Source organism: Acidovorax sp. NB1 (assembly GCF_005405905.1).
Lineage (GTDB): Bacteria > Pseudomonadota > Gammaproteobacteria > Burkholderiales > Burkholderiaceae_C > Acidovorax.
Genome location: NZ_BJHU01000059.1, coordinates 56,450 through 72,186 on the forward strand (window position 1 = coordinate 56,450; position 15,737 = coordinate 72,186).

Consider the following 15,737-nt stretch of genomic DNA (forward strand, 5'->3'; position numbering starts at 1 on the left):
ACAGCTCGCTCACCGCGCCTCAGAAGGCGTCGAGTGCCAGCTCGGTCACACTGGCCGCGCCGTCCACAATGCTGTCGCGCAGGCCGGGGGCCTTCACCAGGATGTGGTCGGCGTAGAACTGCGCCGTGGTGATTTTTGCGCGCATGAAGGCTTGGTCCTGTCCCTTGTGCAACAGGTCCTGCGCCACCAGCAGGCTGCGCGCCAGCTGCCAGCCCGCCACCACGTTGCCCGCGAGCATCAGGTAGGGCACGCTGCCCGCGAACACGGCATTGGGCTGGGCCTTGGTGCCGCCGGCCACGAAGTCGATCACGTCGAGCAGCGCCTCGCGCGCCGCCGTCAGGCGCTTGGCCACGGCCAGGGCTGCGGGCGTGCCGCTGGCCAGCAGGTCTGCTTCGGTCTTCTCGATCTGCGCAGCGATGCCCTTGGCCACCTGGCCGCCGTCACGCGCCGTCTTGCGGCCCACGAGGTCGTTGGCCTGGATGGCGGTGGTGCCTTCGTAGATGGTCAGGATCTTGGCGTCGCGGTAGTACTGCGCGGCGCCCGTCTCTTCGATGAAGCCCATGCCGCCATGCACCTGCACGCCCAGGCTGGTGACTTCCTGGCTCATCTCGGTGCTGTAGCCCTTGACCAGCGGCACCATGAATTCGTAGAAGGCCTGGTTCTGCTTGCGCGTGTCGGCATCAGGGTGGTGGTGCGCGGCGTCGAACGCGGCGGCAGCCACGGTGGCCATGGCGCGGCAGCCTTCGGTGTAGCCGCGCATGGTCATGAGCATGCGCTTCACATCCGGGTGGTGAATGATGGGCGCGCTGGCCGCAATGCTGCCGTCCACGGGGCGGCTTTGCACGCGGTCTTTGGCGTACTGCACGGCCTTCTGGTAGGCGCGCTCGGCAATCGCGATGCCCTGCATGCCCACGGCGTAGCGCGCGGCGTTCATCATGATGAACATGTATTCAAGGCCACGGTTTTCCTCGCCCACCAGGTAGCCCACGGCACCGCCGTGGTCGCCAAACTGGAGCACGGCCGTGGGCGATGCCTTGATGCCCAGCTTGTGTTCGATGCTCACGCAGTGCGCGTCGTTGCGCGCGCCTAGCGTGCCATCCTTGTTGACCAGGAACTTGGGCACCACAAACAGGCTGATGCCCTTCACGCCTTCGGGTGCGCCCGCCACGCGGGCCAGCACCAGGTGCACGATGTTGGCGGCCATGTCGTGCTCGCCGTAGGTGATGAAAATCTTGGTGCCAAAGACCTTGTAGCTGCCGTCGGGCTGCGGTTCGGCGCGCGTGCGCACCAGGGCCAGGTCGGAGCCCGCCTGGGGTTCGGTCAGGTTCATGGTGCCGGTCCACTCGCCGGTCACCAGCTTTTCGAGGTAGGTGGCCTTGAGCTCGTCGCTGCCCGCCGTGAGCAGCGCCTCGATGGCACCGTCGGTGAGCAGCGGGCACAGCGCAAAGCTCATGTTGGCGCTGTTGGTCATCTCGATGCAGGCCGCACCGATTGTCTTGGGCAGGCCCTGGCCGCCGAAGTCGGCCGGGTGCTGCAGGCCTTGCCAGCCGCCTTCGCCGTACTGGCGGAACGCATCCTTGAAGCCGGGCGTGGTGGTGACCACGCCGTCTTTCCAGCTCGACGGGTTCTTGTCGCCTTCCCAGTTGAGCGGTGACAGCACCCCTTCATTGAACTTGGCACACTCTTCCAGCACGGCGGCGGCCGTGTCGAGGCCCGCGTCTTCAAAGCCGGGGATCTGCGCAATCTGTTCGATGTTGGCCAGGTGCTCGATGCCGAACAGCATGTCCTTGACGGGGGCGGTGTAGCTCATTGAAGTCTCCGAGAAAGCAAAAATCGTCAAAAAAAAGGCATCGCAAGCGATGCCTTTTGTGGCGGCTGGTGGGCCAGAGCGCCTTACAGCGCCTTCACCAGTTCCGGCACGGCCGTGAACAGGTCGGCTTCCAGGCCGTAGTCGGCCACGCTGAAGATCGGGGCTTCGGGGTCCTTGTTGATCGCCACGATCACCTTGGAGTCCTTCATGCCAGCCAGATGCTGGATGGCGCCCGAGATACCGGCCGCGATGTACAGCTGCGGTGCCACGATCTTGCCGGTCTGGCCCACTTGCAGGTCGTTCGGCGCGTAGCCCGCGTCCACTGCGGCACGCGATGCGCCGATGGCTGCGCCCAGCTTGTCGGCCAGGGGGGTGATGACTTCGTCGAACTTTTCCTTGCTGCCCAGCGCACGGCCACCGGAGACGATGATCTTGGCGGCGGTGAGTTCGGGGCGGTCGCTCTTGGCGATCTCGCTGCCCACGTAGCTGCTCTTGCCAGCATCGGCAGCGGCAGCAGCGGTTTCAACGGCGGCGCTGCCACCGGTGGCGGCTGCGGCGTCAAAGCCCGTGGTGCGCACGGTAATGACCTTCACAGCGTCAGCGCTTTGCACGGTGGCGATGGCGTTGCCCGCGTAGATGGGTCGCTCGAAGGTGTCGGCGCTCACCACCTTGGTGATGTCGCTGATCTGGGCCACGTCCAGTTTGGCGGCCACGCGGGGGGCAATGTTCTTGCCGCTGGCGGTGGCGGGGAACAGGATGTGGCTGTAGTTGCTGGCAATACTCAGCACTTGGGCAGCCACGTTTTCGGCCAGGCCGTGGGCCAGGCCCGCAGCGTCCGCGTGGATGACCTTGCTCACACCAGCGATCTGGCCAGCAGCGGCGGCGGCAGCGCCTGCGTTGTGGCCAGCCACCAGCACATGCACGTCGCCACCGCAGGCCACAGCGGCCGTGACGGTGTTCAGGGTCGCGCCCTTGATGGACGCGTTGTCGTGTTCAGCAATAACGAGTACCGACATTTAGATCACCTTCGCTTCGTTCTTGAGTTTCTCGACCAGGGCGGCCACGTCGGCCACCTTCACGCCCGCGCCGCGCTTGGCGGGTTCGTTCACGGACAAGGTCTTCAGACGGGGTGTCACATCGACGCCGAGGTCTTCAGGCTTGACGGTGTCCAGCTGCTTCTTCTTGGCCTTCATGATGTTGGGCAAGGTGACGTAGCGGGGCTCGTTCAGGCGCAGGTCGGTGGTGATGACGGCGGGCAGCGACAGGGCCAGGGTTTCCAGGCCGCCGTCGATTTCACGGGTCACGTTGACCTTGTCGGCAGCCAGGTCCACCTTGCTGGCGTTGGTGGCCTGGGGCAGGTCAGCCAGGGCGGCCAGCATCTGGCCGGTCTGGTTGGCGTCGTCGTCAATGGCCTGCTTGCCCAGGATCACGAGCTGGGGCTGTTCCTTGTCCACCAGGGCCTTCAAGAGCTTGGCCACGGCCAGGGGCTGCAGTTCGACGTCGGTCTCGACCAGGATGGCGCGGTCGGCGCCAATGGCCATGGCGGTGCGCAGGGTTTCCTGGCATTGGGCGACGCCGCAGGAGACTGCGATGACTTCGGTCACCAGGCCTTTTTCTTTCAGGCGCACGGCCTCTTCGACGGCGATTTCGTCAAAGGGGTTCATGCTCATCTTCACGTTGGCGATGTCCACACCCGTGTTGTCCGACTTTACGCGGACCTTCACGTTGTAGTCCACCACGCGCTTGACAGGGACCAAGACCTTCATTGCTGCGGCTCCTAGAGAGTTGGTTGAATTGACGTTTACGTAAACTGGAACATTCTATGCCGCACTGCAACGAAAGTGCTACAGGACAGGGACAGAGACTTCACGATCAGAAAAAAGAACGATCGTGCTTTTTGTCGATTATAGGCGAGTGCGCCGGGCGGCTGTCCAGTGTTTGTTGTCGCCTGCGGTACCTTGCACCGGGACCACAGGCAAACCTCACTTCGCAGGAGCCGATGCGGGAGGCGACATCGCCGCCGCCAACCCTCCATCGACCTGCACATGCATGACCCGCTGGGGGTACGGGATTTCGATCTGGTGGGCGCGCAAGGCGCTCAGGATGGCGCGGTTGATCTCCGAGCGCAGGCCCAGAGCGCCATTCTCGGGGTCCGCAATCCAGAAGCCCACGGTGAACTCCAGCCCGTCGGCGCCAAACGCCGACAAGGCCACACTGGGCGCGGGATCGCGCAGCACCCGGCTGCTGGCCAGGGCCGCCTCGCCCAGCAGGCGGGTGACCAGGTCCACATCGCTTTCATATGCCACGCTCACCACGGTGGAAAGCCACACGCGGGGGTCGGCCAGCGAGAGGTTCTCCACCCGCTGGGTGATCAGCATCTCGTTGGGTACGATGGATTCGCGGCCCGTGGACGAGCGCACCACGGTGTAGCGGGCATTGATGTTGGTGATGCGGCCTTCGAAGTTGTCCACGCGCACGTTGTCTCCAATGCGCATGCTGCGCTCGGCCAAGATGACAAAGCCGCTCACATAGTTGGAGGCAAGCTTCTGCAGGCCAAAACCAATGCCCACACCCACAGCACCGCCCAGCACGGACAGCGCCGTCAGGTCGATGCCCACGGCTGACAAGGCCATCATCAGCCCGACAAACACCAGCAGCGCCCGCAAGGCATTGCTCACAGCCTTGCGCAGCGACAACTCGGCCCCGGTGGCCGAACGCAGCAGGCGCGACTCGATGGCGGCGGAAATCCACAAGGCAATGAGCAGCACGGCGCCCGCCGTCACGGCCCCTTCGATCATGGTGCGCACCGACAGCGTGGCGCCCCCCACCTTCCAGTGGATCTGGTCCAGCTCCTCCAGCACCAGCGGCAGGAGCCCCGTGACCCAGAGCACCATGCCCAGCCACGCCAGCCAGGAAATCGACCGCTCGATGGGCCGCACCCAGGCGGCATCGGGATACGCCACCTGCAGCACCTTCACGCCGATCCGTATCACCACCAGCGCCACCAGCACCGGGATCGCCACCTTGAAGGCTGCCAGCGGCACCCAGTGGTGCAGCACGGTGCGCGCCACATAGGCCAGGCCCAGCAGCAGCAGCGGGAACAGCGCTCCATCCACGATCCGAACGCCAAACAGGATGGAGCGCGGGTCGCCCCGTTGCAGCCCCCGCTGCAGCAGCGCCACCAGCGCCCAGGCCAGCGCCACGCAGCCCGCCAGGGCCGCCAGCTCCACCAGCACCGTCGGGCTCAAAAAGGCCTGCGCCCACAGGCCCACATCGTCCAGCATCGGTTTGTCCATCGCCCCGGCCCTCAGCGCTTCCAGCCGGGCTGGCGTTTTTCGGCAAAGGCGCGTGCGCCTTCCTGCGCGGCCTCATCCATCATGTTGGTGGCCATGGCCTGGCCTGCCAGCTGGTAGGCGGCATCGATGCCCAGCTCGCGCTGCTGGTACACCAGCGCCTTGCCCATGGCCACGGCCACGCGCGGCTTTTGCAGGATGGACAGCACCAGCTTTTCAACCTCGGCATCCAGCGCATCGGCGGGCACCACCCGGTTCACCAGCCCCTGCGCCAGCGCCGTGGGGGCGTCGATGAAGTCACCCGTCAGCAGCATCTCCATCGCCCGCTTGGCAGGCACGTTGCGCACCAACGGCACGCTGGGCGTGGCGCAGAACAGGCCGTAGTGGATGCCGCTGGTGGCAAAGCTGGCCGCGTCGGCCGCCACGGCCAAGTCGCACTGCGCCACCAGCTGGCACCCTGCCGCCGTGGCCATGCCCTGCACACGCGCGATCACGGGCACGCTGAGCTTGTGGATGGTCAGCATCATGCGGCTGCACTGGGCAAACAGCTTTTGGTAGTACGCCAGATCGGGATGGGCCGCCATGTCCTTGAGGTTGTGGCCCGCACAAAACGCCTTGCCCGCAGCCGCCAGCACCACCACCCGCACCGATTCGTCACGCCCCGCCCCGTCCAGCGCCTGCTGCAGCGCCGCGAGCATCTCGCTGCCCAGCGCGTTGAAGCGGGTGGGGTCGTTCAGGGTCAGGGTGACCACGCCACGGGCGTCGCGGGTGGTCTGCAGCACATCATCAAAATTCGTTGTCGTCATATCTTGCTCCTGTCAGCCATTCACACGCCGGCTGAAACTGGCACTGTCCAGGCGGGGGCCACCGTGCAAGGGCCGCCCCGCCGCACGGGTGGCGTCCCCCTTCCGCATCGCGCAGTGATGCCAGAGAAGGGGGAAGCGGCGAAGCCGCTCAGGGGGATAGTCACAAATCCGCGAGGACGCGCAGGTGGCTCTCCACACTGCGCGCCAGCGGCCCCATCACGTAGCCGCCTTCCAGGCAGGACACGATACGGCCCTTGGCATAGCGGCGGGCCACATCCTTCACGCGCTGGGTGATCCAGGCGTAGTCCTGCTCGGTCAGGCCCAACTGGCCCATGTCGTCCTCGCGGTGGCCGTCAAAGCCTGCGCTCACAAAAATCATCTCGGGTTTGAAGGCCTCCAGCCGGGGCATCCACATCATTTCGATGATCTCCCGGATATCCATGCCGCGCGTGTAAGCAGGCACGGGCACGTTGACCATGTTGGGTGCCGGGTCCTGGTCGCCACTGTAGGGGTAGAACGGGTGCTGGAAGATGCTGACCATCAGCGCACGCGGGTCGCCCGCCAGGATGTCTTCGGTGCCGTTGCCGTGGTGCACATCAAAGTCCACGACGGCCACACGCTGCAGGTTGTAGCGCTGCAGCGCATATTTGGCGGCCACGGCCACGTTATTGAAAAAGCAGAACCCCATGGCCTTGTCGCGGCAGGCGTGGTGGCCCGGGGGCCGCACCGAGCAGAACGCGTTTTCGACCTCGCCCGCCATCACGGCGTCGGTGGCGGCCAGGGCTGCACCGGCAGCGCGCAGCGAGGCCTTCCAGGTGTGGGCGTTGATGGAGGTATCGGTGTCGATCTGCGCGTAGTTCGGGCCACCGGCCATCAGCTCTTCATTGAGCCGGTCGGACAGGCCCCGCAGCGCCGCAACGTGCATGCGGCCGTGGGCCAGCTCGATGTCGGCCAGCGAGGCTTCGGGCGCCTCGTAGCGCTCCAGTGCATCGGCCACGCCGGTGATCAGCAAACGGTCTTCGATGGCATCGAGCCGTTCAGGACATTCGGGGTGCCCCGGGCCCATCTCGTGCTTCCAACAATCCCGGTGGGTGAAATAGCCCGTCTTGCTCACAGTCAATCCCCGTGTCTCAATTTTTTAGGATAACGTCGCGCCATGAATGCACAGCACAAGATCAAATCGCTTCTGGACCAGCTTAACACGGTGATTGTGGGCAAACAGGCCCAGGTGCAGGACTGCGTGGCCTGCCTGCTGGCGGGGGGGCACTTGCTCATCGAAGACGTGCCTGGAGTGGGCAAGACCACGTTGGCACATGCCCTGTCGCACACCTTTGGCCTGCAGTTTTCGCGCGTGCAGTTCACCGCCGACCTGATGCCCAGCGACCTGACCGGCGTGTCGGTGTACGAGCGCGGCAAGGAGGCCTTTGTGTTCCACCCCGGCCCGGTCTTTGCCCAGGTGCTGCTGGCCGACGAAATCAACCGCGCCAGCCCCAAGACGCAAAGCGCACTGCTCGAAGCCATGGAGGAAAAGCAGGTGTCGGTGGAGGGCGAAACCCGCGCACTGCCCCACCCCTTCTTCGTGATCGCCACCCAGAACCCGCACGACCAGCTGGGCACCTTTGCGCTGCCCGAGTCGCAGCTGGACCGCTTCCTCATGCGCATCTCCATCGGCTACCCCGACCGCGCGGCCGAGCGCCTGCTGCTGTCGGGCTCCGACCGGCGCGACATGGTGAGCAGCCTGCTGCCCCTGCTGTCGGCAGACGAACTGACCGAGCTGCAGCGCCAGGTGCAGGCCGTGCACACGGCCGAGCCGCTGCTCAACTACGTGCAGGACCTGATCGCCGCCACCCGCTCGGGCCGCTGGTTTCTGCAAGGCCTGTCGCCCCGCGCGGGCATTGCCATGCTGCGCGCCGCCAAGGCCCAGGCTCTTATCAGCGGGCGCGACTATGTGGCGCCCGACGACGTGCAGGCCGTGTTGCCGCAAACCATCGCGCACCGCCTGGTGCCCGTGGGCGACGCCGGGCGCGGCGCGGTGGAACAGGTGCGCGCCATGGTGGACGCTGTCCCCCTGCCCTGAGAAAACCGTGGCGATTCCCATGGACCCGGCTGCCCCCGCCCCCTGGCGTACCGCCCTCGCCCGGCTGAGCCCGCTGGCGCCCTTTCGCAAGCGCTTCCAGCAGTGGTGGCAGGCGCGCCTGCCGCTGAACGACACCCTGCTGCTCACCCAGCGCAATGTCTACATCCTGCCCACCAGCTCGGGCTGGATGCTGGCGCTGACACTGGTCGTTTTGCTGGTGGCGTCCATCAACTACCAGCTCAACCTGGGCTACCTGCTCACCTTTTTGCTAGCAGGCAGTGCGGCTGCGGGCATGCACATCTGCCACGCCAACCTGCGGGGCCTGACGCTGCACCTGAAGGCGCCCGAGCCCCAGTTCATGGGCACGAGCACGGCGTTTGAGTTGCAGCTGTCGAGCGAACGCAAGTCGCCGCGCTACGGCATTGCGCTGTCGGTGCATGGCACGGGCAAGGCCGAGCACCACTGGGCCTGGACCGACGTGCCCGCCCAGGGGCAGGCCAGTGTGCAGGTGGCCTTCCGCCCCACGCGCCGGGGCCTGCACCGCGTGCCCACGCTCACGGCAGAAACACGCTTCCCGCTCGGCACTTTCCGCGTCTGGACGTACTGGCGCCCGGCTTCCGAGGTGCTGGTCTACCCCGCGCCCGAGGTGCCCGCGCCCCCGCTGCCCCCCGGGGAGCCCCGTGCGGGTGGCACGGGCAGCGCGCCGTCGCAGGGCATTGGCGAGTTCGACGGCGTGCGGGCCTACCGGCGTGGCGACCCGCTCAAGCTGGTGGTGTGGAAAAAGGCCGCCAAGTCGCTGGCCACCGGCACCGACGACCTGGTGAGCCGCGACGCCCAGCAGGCCCAGCGCCATGAGCTGTGGCTGGACCTGGCCCGTGCCGCCCTGCCCGACCACGAAGCCCGCGTCTCACGCCTGACGGCCTGGGTGCTGCAGGCCGACCGGCTGGGCCTGGACTACGGCCTGCGCCTGCCCGGCGCCGAAATCGCCCCCGACACCGGGGCCGCCCACCGCAGACGTTGCCTGGAGGCACTGGCACTGTGTTGATAGGGAACACCCCCCTGAGCGGCTGCAAGTCTCGGGGCGTCCGCCAGAGTCGGCCGCTCTTCGCTGCCGTCCAAGCCTGCGCAGGCAGGCTTGGAGCCGCGGCGCTCAGCCCCCGCTCTCGCAGCGCTGCGCGCTGCGGGCAGGGGGACGCAGCCCTCGCTGCGGGGCGGCCCTTGCTTGGCTGCTCTGGCGCTGGGTCGCGCCAGTTTCGTAGGCTGCAGGTGAAGCGCAGCGCAGTGGGGAGCGGAAATGACAGACAGTGAAGCACTGATAAAAAACACAATCAAAACAGCCTCCTGCGCGCGACCACATTGCCTTTATAGCTACCAATTCAATAGCAAACAAATGGCATCGTGCCTGGGACCATCCCCACAACCATGACCCTGCGCCAAACCCTCCACGCCCTGCCCCGCGACGCCCGCGACACGCTGTTCCTGTTGTGTGTGATCGCCTGGGTGATCGCGCCGCAGGTCAACGTGTTGCCCGTCTGGGCCAGCCTGCTCGCGGGCAGCCTGCTGCTGTGGCGCGGCTGGCTGGCCTGGAAGGGGCGGCCCCTGCCCACACGCTGGGTGCTGGCCATTCCGCTGATCCTGGCCGTGGGTGGCACGCTGTACACACACCGCACCATCCTGGGCCGCGACGCGGGCGTGACGCTGATCGTGATGCTGCTGGCGCTCAAGATGCTGGAGCTGCGCGCGCGGCGCGATGCGATGGTGGTGTTCTTCCTGGGCTTCTTCACGATGCTCAGCAACTTCTTCTTCTCGCAGTCGCTGTTCACCGCCGCCGCCATGCTGGTGGCGCTGCTGGGGCTGCTGGCGGCTGTGGTCAACGCGCACATGCCCGTGGGCCGGCCGCCGCTGGCGCTCACACTGCGCACCGCAGGCACCATGGCGCTGCTGGGCGCGCCCATCATGGCCGCGCTGTTCATGCTGTTTCCGCGCATGGCGCCGCTGTGGGGCATGCCCAGCGACACCATGGCCGGGCGCAGCGGGCTGTCGGGTGTCATGAAGGTGGGCAACATCGCCGAACTGGCGCTGGACGACAGCGTGGCCATGCGGGTGCGCTTTGACACCCCCAACGGCGCCGCGCCGCCGCAAAACGAGCTGTACTTTCGCGGGCCGGTATTCGGTGCTTTCGACGGCGTCGAGTGGCACCCACTGGGCACACGCGGCGGCGACATCCTGCAGTCGAGCCCCGGCACCGCCGCCAACCTGCAGGTGCGCGGCGAGCCCGTGCGCTACGAAGTCACCCTGGAAGCCCACCAGCGCCCCTGGCTGCTGCTGATGGATGCAGCCGTGAACAAGCCCGCCGTCTCCGGCATGGACACGCTGATGACGCAGGACCTGCAGTGGCTCACCAACCGCCCCATCACCGCCGTGGTGCGCTACAAGGCCGAGAGCTACCCCCAGTTCAGCCATGGCACCAGCGCCCCCACCCGCAGCCTGCGCGCCTACACCGAGCTGCCCGCAGGCTTCAACCCCCGTACGCTGGCGCTGGCCCAGCAAATGCGCAATGACCCGCAGATCGCCCCCAACCCCAGCCAGGACAACGCCGAGGCCCTGGTCAATGCCGCGCTGGCCCGCCTGCGCACCGGCGGCTACACCTACACGCTGGAGCCCGGCGTGTACGGCCAGCACACGGCCGACGAATTCTGGTTCGACCGCAAAGAAGGGTTCTGCGAACACATCGCCTCGTCCTTTGTGGTGCTGATGCGCGCACTCGACATCCCGGCCCGCATCGTGACCGGCTACCAGGGCGGCGACCGCAACCCCGTGGACGGCCTCTGGACGGTGCGCCAGAGCGATGCCCATGCCTGGGCCGAAGTCTGGTTGGCCGGGCGCGGCTGGGTGCGGGTGGACCCCACGGGCGCCGTGGCCCCCGGGCGCACCGGCGCCTTCGAACGGCTGCGCGCCCCGCAAGGCGCGCTGGCAGCGGCCGTGGGCACCGTCCTCAGCCCCGGCCTGGCCCAGAGCGTGCGCGCCGTGTGGGAGGCCGTGAACAACAGCTGGAACCAGTGGGTGCTCAACTACACCCAAAGCCGCCAGCTCGACCTGCTCAAGGCACTGGGCTTTGAAGCCCCCAGCTGGCAGGACCTGACCATGGTGCTGGGCTTCCTGGTCATCTTCGCGGCCCTGGGCGGCATGGCCTGGAGCCTGTGGGAACGCAGCCAGCACGACCCCTGGCTGCGCCTGCTGGCCCGCGCGCGCCAACGCCTGGCCCGCGCCGGGCTGGTGCTGCCGCCCACCCTGCCCCCCCGCGCCATGGCCGAGCGGGTGCAGGCACAATTCGGCGCGCCCGCTGCGGCGGTGGCCGACTGGCTGCTGCGCCTGGAGCGCCTGCGCTACGCGCCCCAGCCCGACACCGCCCTGAACGATTTGCGGCGTGAGTTCCGCACCATGCCTTGGCCCCCAGCCCCCAAACCTTGACCCCGGACATGCCGAAGACCCACCGATCGATTGCCCTCATTGCTACGCTATTGATAGCTGCTTGCGCAATACCAGCAGGCGCGAAGCCCGAAAAACCCTCAAAAAACACCAGCGCCAGGCAGCCTGCGGTGTTCTACGCCTCGCGCCCCGAGGCCCTGCAGTTTGCCGACGACCTTGCCGCACGCCGCAACCTGGACCGCGAATGGGTGCGCCAGGCAATTGGCCAGGCACAGTTCCTGCCCCAGGTGCCCAAGCTCATGCTGCCGCCCGCCAAGGGCACGGCCAAGAACTGGCGCGTGTACCGCAGCCGCTTTGTCGAGCCGATCCGCATCCGTGCGGGCGTGCGCTTCTGGCAGCAGAACCAGGCGGCGCTGGAGCGCGCCGAGCGCGAATACGGCGTGCCCGCCGAAACCATCGTGGGCATCATCGGCGTGGAGACCATCTACGGCCAACAGATGGGCAACTTCCGCGTGATGGACGCGCTGGCCACGCTGGCGTTCGACTTCCCTGCAGCCCACCCGCGTGCCCAGGAGCGCGCCGACTTCTTCCGCCGCGAGCTGGAGCAGTTCTTGAGCTTCACCAACCGCAGCAACACCGACCCCTTCGAGCCGCGCGGCAGCTACGCCGGAGCCATGGGCCTGGGCCAGTTCATGCCATCGAGCTGGGTGCGCTATGCGATCGACTTCGACGGCGACGGCCGCGTGGACCTGTTCAACAGCCCGGCCGACGCGATCGGCTCGGTGGCCAACTATTTCCGGGGCCACGGCTGGACGCCCGGCATGCCCACGCACTTTGGCGTGCAATTCGACACCGCACGCCTGCAGCTGGACGAGCTGCTCGCCCCCGACATCCTGCCCACCTTCAGCGCAGCCAGCATGCTGGCCAAGGGCGCCGTGCTCGACGCCGCAGGCGCACAGCACACCGGCCCGCTGGCGCTGGTAGAACTGCAAAACGGCAGCGATGCGCCCAGCTACGTGGCAGGCACCGAAAACTTCTATGCCATCACGCGCTACAACTGGTCCAGCTACTACGCAATGGCGGTGATCGAGCTGGGGCGCGAGGTGGCCGCAGCGCGCAACCCGGCACAGTGAGGGGCAAGAGGACGGCTGCGCTACAGCACTGCCACCCCAATAGTGCCCGTCAGGGCCGTTGCATGGTGCAGCTGTGCGGCTGCTGCGCCTTGGCGGCGGGGATCTGCCGCACCACGCGGAAGCCGTAGCCCGAGCCTTCCACGTCGAACTTCACGCCGGGTGCGCCCTTCTTGTCCATCACGCCCACCACCAGCGCCTGCTGGAACTGGTGGTCCGCCGCACGCATGCTGCCGCCCTGGCCGGAGAGCTGCACGTTGGCGTTCTCCATCTGCCGCGCGATGGCCAGCGTGTCGGTGCTGCCCGCGCGCTCGATGGACTGGGCCAGCGCCTCGACCATGAGCTGCATGCGCATATGCACGTAGTCGTCCTGCGGCTTGGGGAAGCGCGCGCGGAAGGACTGATAGAACGCCTCGCTCTGCGCGCCTGGCACATTGGGCAGCCAGTCGGCCACAGCCACCACCTTGCCGATGCCGGCGTCACCCATTGCAGCCGGTGCCCCCAGCGCATTGCCGTAGAAGGTGTAGAAGCTGCCTTCGTAACCCACCTCGCGTGCGGCCTTGACCAGCAGGGTCAGGTCGTTGCCCCAGTTGCCAGTGACCACGGCCTGCGCGCCGCTGGTCTTGATCTTCACGGCATAGGGCGCGAAGTCCTTCACGCGACCGATGGGGTGCAGCTCTTCCCCCACCACGGCCACATCGGGGCGCTGCGCAGTCAACTGCTTCCTGGCCTCGCGCAGCACGGCCTGGCCAAAGCTGTAGTCCTGGCCGATGAGGTAGACGCTCTTGAGGTTTTTGTCCTCGCGCATCACGTCCATCAGCGCGGCCATGCGCATGTCGGCATGGGCATCGAAGCGGAAGTGCCAGAAGCTGCACTTCTCGTTGGTAAGGATGGGGTCCACCGCCGAGTAGTTGAGGAACAGCACACGCTTGTTCGGCTCGCGCTCGTTGTGCTTGTTGATGGCCTCGATCAGCACTGCCGCCGTAGCCGACGAATTGCCCTGCAGGATGACCTGCGCGCCATCGTCGATGGCAGCGCGCAGTGCCGACAACGCTTCTTCGTTCTGGCCCTTGCTGTCATAGCGCTCCAACACGAGTGGGCGGGGGCCGCCGCTGCTGGCGGGCAGCTGCACGCCGCCGCGCGCGTTCACGCGCTCCATCGCCCAGTACACGTTGCGGTAGACCGCCTCGCCCGTGTTGGAGAACGCACCCGACAGGCTTTCGATGAGGGCCACCTTGACGGGCCGGGCCTGGCTGGCTGCGGCGGCTGGCGCCGGGGCTTGCGCCCAGCTGGCGGACACGGGGGCCATGGCGCCCGCCACTGCCAAAGCAGCGGCCCAAGCGGTGTGACGTAATGCTGCTGCGCCCGATTTCAAGCCCACGGCTTGCAATTTATTCATGCCACTTTTTCCCTTGAAAAGCGACGCGGGCGTACACAAATTCTTGGCATGCGGCGACCACGTCGAGAGCCGCGCAGTTTATAGGAGTTACCCATGATCTTCGCCCCTGTGATCCGCCGCGCCGCCTACGCCCAGGCCCCCCGTTCTGCCGACCTCGCGCTGCAGCGTTTTCTGATGGGCGCGCTGGCAGAGCCCGCTGCAGCCGGTTCCGCAGGCTGCACCGTCACGCAGGACGACAAGGCCACCACCTTGCAGCTGGACGTGCCCGGCCTGGCCCGCGAGCAGCTCTCGATCAGCATCGAAGGCAATGTGGTGCGCCTGCAGAGTGTGGAAGGCGCCCCGCGCCAAGTGCAGCGCGCCTGGGAGCTGGCCGCCGACATCGATGCCGCCCACAGCAGCGCCAAGCTCGAAAACGGCGTGCTGACGCTGACCCTGGCCAAGGTGGAACCTGCCAGCAAGGCCACCACGCTCACGATCCAATAACTACCAGATTGATAGCAAAAAAGGCCCGTACCGCGCGCGGTAAGGGCCTTTTTCTTTGCTGAAATGACCGCCTGCCTCAGGCTCACTCATGCCGCAGCGCATCGATGGGGTCCATGCGCGCCGCGCGCCGCGCCGGAAAGTAGCCAAACACCACACCAATCCCGGCCGAAAACAGGAACGACAGCAGGCTACCCTAGGTTGAACAAGTACGGCACGCCCCTCAGTGCGCCAGCGCACCGCCCAGGCCAGCCCGCACCCGGTACTCGCTGGGGCTGCACCCCACATGCGCACGGAACGCCCGGCTGAAATGCGCGCTGTTGCTGAAGCCCCAGGACAGCGCAATGTCCGTGACCGAACGCTGCGCATGGGCCGGGTGCTGCAGGTCGCGCAGGCAGGCCTCCAGACGGCGGCGCTGGATCATGGCGGCCAGGGTTTCCTCATCATCAGCCACCGCGTTGTACAGGTGCCGCTTGCTGCAATTGAGCGCCTGGGCCATGCGATCGATGGTGAGGTCGGGGTCGCCCAGGTGGCGGTCGATGTACTGGACGATGCGGTCGCGCAGGGCCTCGCGCTGCGACAGCGCACTTTGCTGACCATTGCGCTCCAGCAGCGACAGCTGCACCAGGTGCGTGATCACATCGGCCACGCCATCGGCAGCGGCGTCGGACATGGTGGGAAGCTCAGAGAAGGCGGCACGCATGGTGTCCCATGCCAGACGCGACACACCACTGGTGCCCGAAAAGCGCTGCACCATGAGGTCGTCAAGCTTGAGCTTGCGCTCAGGCAGCTGTTCCTTGGGAATCATCAGCACCATCTGCCGCACGGCCTCGGGGTTGCTCACCGCGTAGGCGCGGGTGGTGTCGTACACGCTCCACTCCCCCGGCGACAGCCACACCTGGCGGCCGTTCTGCTCGAAGCAGGCACGCCCTTCCAGCTGCGCCACCACCTTGATGTAGGCCCGGTCGCTGCCCCGGATAAGGCTGGGGGTACGCACCACGCGGTGGCGGCTCACGTTCAGCTGGCACAGGTTCACATAGCCCGCCTGGCCTGAAGTGATGTGGCCCGCAAAAGCCTCGTCGCCAAAGGCGTCGGACTCCAGCCCGCCAATGAGGCGCCACACGGCATCGCCCCACAGGTGCAGGCGGTCGCGCGCGGGCACAGCGTCGGTGGATACCTCGGTCAAGGGATGGGCCATGGTGTCTCCAATGCGGGGTTGCGCAAACCTGATGGTTATGCGGCCGAATTATCGGACGCCCCGTTACCCCGTGCCACCGAGGGAAATCCGGGTAAACCCGCTGCCATCTGCACGC

13 protein-coding genes and 1 pseudogene are annotated in these 15,737 nt (G+C 66.8%); 5 read left to right on the forward strand and 9 right to left on the reverse strand.

The window, feature by feature from the left end; translation table 11 throughout:
- Positions 1 to 19: 19 nt before the first annotated feature.
- The 6 genes from AvAM_RS24945 to AvAM_RS24970 all read right to left on the reverse strand — a co-directional run bounded on the left by AvAM_RS24945 (position 20) and on the right by AvAM_RS24970 (position 7,023).
- Positions 20 to 1,810 (reverse strand): acyl-CoA dehydrogenase, encoded by a 1,791-nt coding sequence (locus AvAM_RS24945; protein WP_137749600.1) that lies wholly within the window; start codon positions 1,808 to 1,810, stop codon positions 20 to 22.
- An 83-nt stretch (positions 1,811 to 1,893) separates the two neighbouring features.
- Positions 1,894 to 2,826 carry an electron transfer flavoprotein subunit alpha/FixB family protein gene (locus AvAM_RS24950; protein ID WP_137749601.1) on the reverse strand — a complete coding sequence of 311 codons (933 nt, stop codon included), beginning with the start codon at positions 2,824 to 2,826 and terminating at the stop codon, positions 1,894 to 1,896.
- Complete coding sequence (locus AvAM_RS24955; RefSeq protein ID WP_137749602.1) at positions 2,827 to 3,576, reverse strand: electron transfer flavoprotein subunit beta/FixA family protein; 750 nt, start codon at positions 3,574 to 3,576, stop codon at positions 2,827 to 2,829. It abuts the gene before it with no gap.
- A 216-nt stretch (positions 3,577 to 3,792) separates the two neighbouring features.
- A complete protein-coding gene (locus AvAM_RS24960; RefSeq protein WP_137749603.1) occupies positions 3,793 to 5,106 on the reverse strand; it encodes a mechanosensitive ion channel family protein in 1,314 nt (437 codons plus the stop codon).
- Between the two features lie 11 nt (positions 5,107 to 5,117).
- Complete coding sequence (locus AvAM_RS24965; RefSeq protein ID WP_137749604.1) at positions 5,118 to 5,909, reverse strand: enoyl-CoA hydratase; 792 nt, start codon at positions 5,907 to 5,909, stop codon at positions 5,118 to 5,120.
- A gap of 160 nt (positions 5,910 to 6,069) precedes the next feature.
- Positions 6,070 to 7,023 (reverse strand): histone deacetylase family protein, encoded by a 954-nt coding sequence (locus tag AvAM_RS24970; protein WP_171012398.1) that lies wholly within the window; start codon positions 7,021 to 7,023, stop codon positions 6,070 to 6,072.
- Between the two features lie 42 nt (positions 7,024 to 7,065).
- Between AvAM_RS24970 and AvAM_RS24975 the strand changes: the two genes are divergently transcribed.
- The 4 genes from AvAM_RS24975 (at position 7,066) to mltB (ending at position 12,548) form a co-directional block, all read left to right on the forward strand.
- Positions 7,066 to 7,986: a MoxR family ATPase gene (locus AvAM_RS24975; RefSeq protein WP_137749605.1), complete on the forward strand. Its 921-nt coding sequence runs from the start codon at positions 7,066 to 7,068 to the stop codon at positions 7,984 to 7,986.
- 19 nt (positions 7,987 to 8,005) lie between these two features.
- Positions 8,006 to 9,031: a DUF58 domain-containing protein gene (locus AvAM_RS24980; protein WP_137749670.1), complete on the forward strand. Its 1,026-nt coding sequence runs from the start codon at positions 8,006 to 8,008 to the stop codon at positions 9,029 to 9,031.
- Between the two features lie 377 nt (positions 9,032 to 9,408).
- Positions 9,409 to 11,457, forward strand: coding sequence for a DUF3488 and transglutaminase-like domain-containing protein (locus tag AvAM_RS24985; protein ID WP_137749606.1), 2,049 nt, complete (start codon positions 9,409 to 9,411; stop codon positions 11,455 to 11,457).
- 8 nt (positions 11,458 to 11,465) lie between these two features.
- Complete coding sequence (gene mltB, locus AvAM_RS24990) at positions 11,466 to 12,548, forward strand: lytic murein transglycosylase B (RefSeq protein WP_137749607.1); 1,083 nt, start codon at positions 11,466 to 11,468, stop codon at positions 12,546 to 12,548.
- A 49-nt stretch (positions 12,549 to 12,597) separates the two neighbouring features.
- Here mltB and AvAM_RS24995 read toward each other — a convergent pair whose 3' ends face one another.
- On the reverse strand, positions 12,598 to 13,944 hold the full coding sequence (locus AvAM_RS24995) for a branched-chain amino acid ABC transporter substrate-binding protein (RefSeq protein WP_137749608.1): 1,347 nt from the start codon (positions 13,942 to 13,944) through the stop codon (positions 12,598 to 12,600).
- A 93-nt stretch (positions 13,945 to 14,037) separates the two neighbouring features.
- Between AvAM_RS24995 and AvAM_RS25000 the strand changes: the two genes are divergently transcribed.
- A complete protein-coding gene (locus tag AvAM_RS25000) occupies positions 14,038 to 14,427 on the forward strand; it encodes an Hsp20/alpha crystallin family protein (RefSeq protein ID WP_137749609.1) in 390 nt (129 codons plus the stop codon).
- Between the two features lie 82 nt (positions 14,428 to 14,509).
- Here the strand turns inward: AvAM_RS25000 and AvAM_RS26000 are convergent.
- Positions 14,510 to 14,651, reverse strand: a pseudogene (locus AvAM_RS26000) (ABC transporter permease); the annotation flags it as partial.
- A complete protein-coding gene (locus tag AvAM_RS25010; RefSeq protein WP_137749610.1) occupies positions 14,648 to 15,622 on the reverse strand; it encodes a helix-turn-helix domain-containing protein in 975 nt (324 codons plus the stop codon). The gene AvAM_RS25010 and the pseudogene AvAM_RS26000, both read right to left, overlap by 4 nt.
- Between the last annotated feature and the right edge of the window lie 115 nt (positions 15,623 to 15,737).

What these genes read in the sequence shown, in the direction of transcription:
- AvAM_RS24960 (WP_137749603.1), bottom strand. Translation starts at nt 5,106, where the DNA reads ATGGACAAACCGATGCTGGACGATGTGGGCCTGTGGGCGCAGGCCTTT.
- AvAM_RS24955 (WP_137749602.1), bottom strand. Translation starts at nt 3,576, where the DNA reads ATGAAGGTCTTGGTCCCTGTCAAGCGCGTGGTGGACTACAACGTGAAG.
- AvAM_RS24975 (WP_137749605.1), top strand. Translation starts at nt 7,066, where the DNA reads ATGAATGCACAGCACAAGATCAAATCGCTTCTGGACCAGCTTAACACG.
- mltB (WP_137749607.1), top strand. Translation starts at nt 11,466, where the DNA reads ATGCCGAAGACCCACCGATCGATTGCCCTCATTGCTACGCTATTGATA.
- AvAM_RS24985 (WP_137749606.1), top strand. Translation starts at nt 9,409, where the DNA reads ATGACCCTGCGCCAAACCCTCCACGCCCTGCCCCGCGACGCCCGCGAC.
- AvAM_RS24965 (WP_137749604.1), bottom strand. Translation starts at nt 5,909, where the DNA reads ATGACGACAACGAATTTTGATGATGTGCTGCAGACCACCCGCGACGCC.
- AvAM_RS24945 (WP_137749600.1), bottom strand. Translation starts at nt 1,810, where the DNA reads ATGAGCTACACCGCCCCCGTCAAGGACATGCTGTTCGGCATCGAGCAC.
- AvAM_RS24980 (WP_137749670.1), top strand. Translation starts at nt 8,006, where the DNA reads ATGGACCCGGCTGCCCCCGCCCCCTGGCGTACCGCCCTCGCCCGGCTG.
- AvAM_RS25000 (WP_137749609.1), top strand. Translation starts at nt 14,038, where the DNA reads ATGATCTTCGCCCCTGTGATCCGCCGCGCCGCCTACGCCCAGGCCCCC.
- AvAM_RS24950 (WP_137749601.1), bottom strand. Translation starts at nt 2,826, where the DNA reads ATGTCGGTACTCGTTATTGCTGAACACGACAACGCGTCCATCAAGGGC.
- AvAM_RS24995 (WP_137749608.1), bottom strand. Translation starts at nt 13,944, where the DNA reads ATGAATAAATTGCAAGCCGTGGGCTTGAAATCGGGCGCAGCAGCATTA.
- AvAM_RS25010 (WP_137749610.1), bottom strand. Translation starts at nt 15,622, where the DNA reads ATGGCCCATCCCTTGACCGAGGTATCCACCGACGCTGTGCCCGCGCGC.